Source organism: Mesorhizobium sp. M7A.F.Ca.US.006.04.2.1 (genome assembly GCF_004022915.1).
GTDB lineage: Bacteria > Pseudomonadota > Alphaproteobacteria > Rhizobiales > Rhizobiaceae > Mesorhizobium > Mesorhizobium ciceri.
Genome location: NZ_RZQA01000406.1, coordinates 1 through 5,627, shown reverse-complemented (window position 1 = coordinate 5,627; position 5,627 = coordinate 1). Strand labels below are relative to the sequence as shown.

6 protein-coding genes are annotated in these 5,627 nt (G+C 62.5%); 1 reads left to right on the top strand and 5 read right to left on the bottom strand.

The window, feature by feature from the left end; all coding sequences use genetic code 11:
* From EN925_RS20840 to tpiA, 5 genes are all read right to left on the bottom strand, one after another.
* The coding region (locus EN925_RS20840; RefSeq protein WP_128336876.1) for a DUF1697 domain-containing protein at window positions 1-246 on the bottom strand (246 nt) is incomplete at its 3' end.
* Between the two features lie 10 nt (window positions 247-256).
* Window positions 257-1,894, bottom strand: a complete 1,638-nt coding sequence (locus EN925_RS20835; RefSeq protein WP_013531733.1) for a CTP synthase — start codon at window positions 1,892-1,894, stop codon at window positions 257-259.
* Window positions 1,895-2,031: 137 nt separating this feature from the next.
* The gene (locus EN925_RS20830) at window positions 2,032-3,159 is read right to left on the bottom strand and encodes a L,D-transpeptidase (RefSeq protein ID WP_063172119.1); all 1,128 of its coding nucleotides are present in this window, start codon (window positions 3,157-3,159) and stop codon (window positions 2,032-2,034) included.
* A 209-nt stretch (window positions 3,160-3,368) separates the two neighbouring features.
* Window positions 3,369-3,839, bottom strand: coding sequence for a preprotein translocase subunit SecG (secG, locus tag EN925_RS20825; RefSeq protein WP_013531735.1), 471 nt, complete (start codon window positions 3,837-3,839; stop codon window positions 3,369-3,371).
* 170 nt (window positions 3,840-4,009) lie between these two features.
* Window positions 4,010-4,777: a triose-phosphate isomerase gene (gene tpiA / locus EN925_RS20820; RefSeq protein ID WP_127368770.1), complete on the bottom strand. Its 768-nt coding sequence runs from the start codon at window positions 4,775-4,777 to the stop codon at window positions 4,010-4,012.
* Window positions 4,778-4,922: 145 nt separating this feature from the next.
* Here tpiA and EN925_RS20815 point away from each other — a divergent pair.
* A partial coding sequence (locus EN925_RS20815; RefSeq protein ID WP_206632877.1) for a SurA N-terminal domain-containing protein occupies window positions 4,923-5,627 on the top strand: 705 nt, incomplete at its 3' end.

Below are 5,627 nucleotides of genomic sequence, written 5' to 3'. Positions count from 1 at the left end.
GTCCTCGGCACCACGCACGATGATGTCGACATGGCGGCCGAAGGTTTTTTCGAAGGCTGCCTCCAGCCGCTGTTCAAGGTCGGCAATATCAGTTGCCGGCGCCTCGAAGACCAGATTTCCGGTCGCCACCAGGGTGCGCGGGTTCTTCAGCCCGAGATCTTCCGCCATGGCCTTGAGGTCGGCCATGACGACCCGGCGGCCCTCGCCCAGAATGATGCTGTAAAGCAGCGCGACATAGGTCTGCATGGCCGACCGGCTACACCAGCCGGCTCTGCTCCACCGCCGCCTCGATGAAACTGGCGAACAGCGGATGCGGGTCGAGCGGCCGGCTTTTCAGTTCCGGGTGATACTGCACGCCGATGAACCAGGGATGGTCGGGATACTCGACTGTTTCCGGCAGCACGCCGTCGGGCGACATGCCGGCAAACACCAGGCCGCAATCCTCAAGCCGCTCCTTGTAGTCGACATTGACCTCGTAGCGGTGGCGATGGCGCTCGGAAATCTGCGTGTCGCCATAGATTTCGGCGATCTTGGAACCCTTGGCGAGCTCGGCCTGATAGGCGCCGAGCCGCATCGTGCCGCCGAGGTCGCCGGTTTCGCGGCGCTTCTCCAGCATGTTGCCTTTCAGCCATTCGGTCATCAGGCCGACGACCGGCTCCTCGGTCGGACCAAACTCGGTCGAAGACGCATGCTCGACGCCGGCCAGCGACCGCGCCGCCTCGATGCAGGCCATCTGCATGCCGAAGCAGATGCCGAAATACGGCACTTTTCGCTCACGCGCGAACTTCGCCGCCAGGATTTTGCCTTCCGAGCCGCGCTCCCCAAAGCCGCCGGGAACCAGGATGCCATGCACCTTTTCCAGCCACGGCGTCGGATCCTCCTTTTCGAAGATCTCCGATTCGATCCAGTCGAGCTTGACCTTGACGTGATTGGCCAGGCCGCCATGCGACAGCGCCTCGATCAGCGATTTGTAGGCGTCCTTGAGGCCGGTATATTTGCCGACAACGGCGATGGTCACCTCGCCTTCCGGATTGTGGATGCGGTTGGACACCGCCTGCCACGGCTCCATGCGCGGCTTCGGCGCCGGATCGATGCCGAAGGCGGCCAGGACTTCCGAATCGAGCCCTTCCTTGTGATAGGCCATCGGCACGTCGTAGATATGCGGCACGTCGAGCGCCTGGATCACGGCACTTTCGCGCACATTGCAGAACAGCGACAGTTTTCTGCGCTCTTCCTTGGGGATAGCGCGGTCGGCGCGGACCAGCAGGATGTCGGGCGCGATGCCGATGCCGCGCAGTTCCTTGACCGAATGCTGAGTCGGCTTGGTCTTCAGCTCACCGGCCGTCGGGATATAGGGCATCAGCGTCAGATGCACGTAGACGGCATTGTTGCGCGGCAAGTCGTTGCCGAGCTGGCGTATAGCCTCCAGGAACGGCATCGCCTCGATGTCGCCGACCGTGCCGCCGATCTCGCACAGCACGAAATCATAGTCGTCATTGCCGTTGAGGACGAAATTCTTGATCTCGTCGGTGACGTGGGGGATGACCTGCACGGTGGCGCCGAGATAGTCGCCGCGCCGCTCGCGCTCGATGATGTTCTTGTAGATGCGGCCGGTGGTGATGTTGTCCTGCTGGTTGGCGGAGCGGCCTGTGAAGCGCTCGTAATGGCCAAGATCAAGATCGGTTTCCGCACCATCGTCGGTGACGAAAACCTCGCCATGCTGGTACGGCGACATCGTCCCCGGATCGACATTGAGATAGGGATCGAGTTTTTTGATGCGTGCGCGATAGCCTCGCGCCTGCAGGAGAGCCCCAAGGGCCGCTGCGGCAATGCCTTTTCCAAGTGAGGAAACCACGCCGCCTGTGATGAATACATATCGCGCCATGGGAGTCATCGCTTAACGCGGCCGGATTGATTCCGCCAGAGAAAAAACCACCGCGAAGGTTTTTTCCCAAGAAGGCGCTCGGATCGTGAACAGGGCAAAACAAAAGGGCCGGCTGAGCCGGCCCTTTCGGCAGGATGACGAAAACGTCAGATGATGACGACCTTGGTGCCAACCCTGACGCGGCTGTAGAGGTCCATGACGTGCTCGTTGATCATGCGGAAGCAGCCATTAGAGGCGCTGGTTCCGATCGACTGCGGCGCGATGGTGCCGTGGATGCGCAGATGCGTGTCCTTCTTGCCGTCATAGAGATAGATGGCGCGGGCGCCGAGCGGATTCTGGCCACCGCCAGGCATGCCGTCCTTATACTGGCCGTAATGCTTCGGCTCGCGCTTCTGCATGTCCAGCGTCGGGATCCAGCGCGGCCATTCCTGCTTGTCGCCGACCGCGACCGTGCCCTTGAACTGCAGGCCCTCGCGACCGACCGCAATGGCGTAGCGCCGCGCGGTGGAAGATGATTCGACGAGGTAAAGGCGCCGCGCGCTGGTGTCGATGACGATGGTGCCGGCATCGTAACCAGTGAATTCCACGTCCTGCGGCACGAATTCCGGCTTCACCTTGAACTGCTTCTTGGCCTCCCTCTTGGCGAGAGCCTGATCGAGAGCCCGCGTCTCGGGAAGATAGCTTATCGAGGAGCCGGACGACGTCCCGCCGAAAAGGCCGGCGAACAGGCCGCCGCCGCTCGGCTTCTTCTGGCCGATGACTTCGCTGCGCAGTTCGCCATTGTTGCCGGTCAGGGCGACGTTCATGGCCTCCGCCGGAAGCGGCTCGGCCGACTGGATCGGCGCTATCGGTTCGATAGGCTCGATGATCTTGGCAGCCTGCTTCCTGGCCGGCTTGGCATCGGCCACCTCGGTTGCCGGCGCGCTCTTGCCCTTCTTGGCAAGGAACGCCTGCCGTTCCGCGTCGGCCTTGGCCTTTGCCGCCTCGCGCATTGCCAGCTTCCTGGCTTCGAGCGCCTTGGCTTTGGCGGCTTCCTTGTCGGCAACGATCTTGGCCTCGATCTTCTTGATCTGGGCGAGGTCGTCGGGCGTCGGGTTTTTCTTCTTCTTGAGAAGCTTCAGTTGCGACGCATCACTCTTGACGGCGATGTTGATGGCAGAAGTTGTTTCAGCCGAAGGCTGTGCGGCCATATTGGCCGGAACGCCTGCGAAAGCGGGGGAACTCAAGCCGAGTGCGGCGCAAAGTCCCAGGAAAATGAAGCTGCGAAGCTGCATGGCGAAGATCCGATCGTTCTATGCTTGTTGCCACGGCGTCGCCCAGCGCCCCCCAAGGGCGCCGGAAATGCCGCGTGCAATCTATAGTCGAATAAGCGCGGCCGCCTCAAGCGTGGGGCCATGCCTCACCCCGTCGAATCTTCGTGATCTCGCTGCATTTGCCGCGACTGTGTTCAAACGACCACAGATCGCCGTTCAGGCACCGAGGACTACTGGTTTGGAACCTGCGGGGTCGCCGGTGCGGCGGGAGCCGTGCCGTTGGTCGCCGGCGGCGTCGAGCCGGCGGCAGGCGCAGTGGCCGGGGCAGTCGCAGGAGCCGAAGCATCGTTGCCGGAAGGCGGCGTCGGCGTGGTGGTGCCCGCGGGCGCCGGAGTTGTGGTTCCAGGCAACTGGTTGAGCACGCCTTTGCCGGCGCCGTCCGAGGTCGCCGGCACGCGGTCCAGGATATCGATCGGCTTTTCGCCGTAGCGGGCGACGATCGACAGGGTCAAGGAGGTGGCGAAGAAGGCAGCCGCCAGGATCGCCGTCGCACGCGTCAGCGCATTGGCCGCACCACGCGCGGTCATGAAGCCGGACCCGCCACCGATGCCGAGGCCACCGCCTTCGGAACGCTGCAGCAGCACCACGCCGACAAGGGCGAGCACGACCATGAGATGGATGACGATCAGTACGGTTTCCATAGTTTATCCTGGCAAGGCCTTGCCCGGCCGCGGACACGACCGGTGAATTGGAGGCGGCTCAATACAATGCTTTGACGGCATTTCCAAGCCCGTGGCCGGAATATGGGAAGCAACCCGTCCTTTGCAACGATTTCGTGCACCGGAAGCCCTGTCCGGCGGGGAAAATGTCTTCAAGCAATATTGCGATAGGCCTCGGCGATGCCGAGAAAGTCCGCCGCTTTCAGGCTGGCGCCGCCAACCAGCGCGCCGTCGACATTCCTGACGCCGAGCAGTTCGACCGCGTTGGAGGGCTTGACCGAGCCGCCATAGAGAATGCGCACCTTCGCCGCGACGCCGCCGAGCTTTTCCGACAGCTTTTCGCGGATATGTGCGTGTGCCGCAGCGACGTCGGCCGCCGTCGGCGTCAGGCCGGTGCCGATCGCCCATACCGGCTCATAGGCAATGATGGTGTTGGACGGGGTGGCGCTTGGCGGGACCGAGCCCTCGACCTGCCGCGACAGCACGTCCAGCGTGGCGCCCGCTTCACGCTGCTCATGCGTTTCGCCGACGCAAATGATGGCAACAAGCCCGGCACGCCATGCGGCGGATGCCTTGGCCTGGACAGTGGCGTCATCCTCGCCGCGTTGCTCGCGGCATTCGGAATGGCCGACGATGACATGGCTCGCACCGGCATCCCTGAGCATTTCCGCCGAGATGCAGCCGGTGTAGGCTCCGCTCTCCTTGGTGTGGCAATCTTCGCCGCCGGCATGCACCGGCGTGCGCGACAGGATCTCGGCGGCGTGGGCAAGCAGGGTTGCGGGAACGCAAACCAGCGCTTCGGTCTCCGCGTCAAGCCCACTAATGAAGCCGTTGCCGATCATCCTGAGCTCGTTGAGGGAGGCGCTGGTGCCGTTCATTTTCCAGTTGCCGGCGACGAGCGGGCGAATTCCTGGCGTCATGGGTTTGCTTCTCCGGATGATATCGGGGCTCTGGCCCTCACTACCAAAATCAGGCCACAAAGCAATCGACAGTGGGCCGGAAGGGCGCTATTGCGCTTGTTTCAGACTCGGCGCATGCGAAAATGCGCATAAATCGGAAGTAAAAATGCTTGGTATATTGAGAAGCGCGGCAGGCACCTGGGTCGCGAAGGGGCTGTTGGTGCTGCTGGTGCTCAGCTTTTTGGTCTGGGGCGTTTCCGGACGGCTGATGGGCGGTTTGGCCGGCCATGATTCGGTGATAACCGCTGGCGGCACCAAAGTGTCGATCAACGAATACCGTCTCGCCTATGATCGCCAGCTCGCCGTCATGTCGCAGCAGTTCGGCCAACGTCTCAGCCACGAACAGGCAAAGGCGCTCGGTGTCGACAACCAGGTGCTGGCGCAGCTCGTCTCGGGTGCCGTTCTCGATGAACAGGCCCGCAAGCTGGGCCTCGGACTTTCCAAGGACCGGCTGGCCGAGCTGACACGCGAAGACCCGGCCTTCAAAGGCCCGGGCGGCCAGTTCGATCGCAGAACGTTCGAATATATGCTGCAGCAGATTGGCATGCGACCCGAGGACTATTTGAAGAACCGTGCTCAGGTGGCGGTGCGCCAGCAGATTGTCGAGGCGGTCTCGGACGGCCTCAAGGCTCCGGACACTTTCTTCAAGGCAGTTGCGCTCTATCGCGGCGAAGACCGCACCATCGACTATTTGACGCTGCCCAAGGCACTGGTGGAGCCGATCGCGGCGCCATCCGATAACGTGCTTTCGGCCTATTTCGAAGCCAACAAGAAGACATATGCGGCACCCGAATACCGCAAATTCTCCTAT

Coding starts and splice junctions, on each gene's coding strand:
- EN925_RS20835 (WP_013531733.1), bottom strand. CDS start 1,894: ATGACTCCCATGGCGCGATATGTATTCATCACAGGCGGCGTGGTTTCC.
- secG (WP_013531735.1), bottom strand. CDS start 3,839: ATGGAAACCGTACTGATCGTCATCCATCTCATGGTCGTGCTCGCCCTT.
- EN925_RS20830 (WP_063172119.1), bottom strand. CDS start 3,159: ATGCAGCTTCGCAGCTTCATTTTCCTGGGACTTTGCGCCGCACTCGGC.
- tpiA (WP_127368770.1), bottom strand. CDS start 4,777: ATGACGCCAGGAATTCGCCCGCTCGTCGCCGGCAACTGGAAAATGAAC.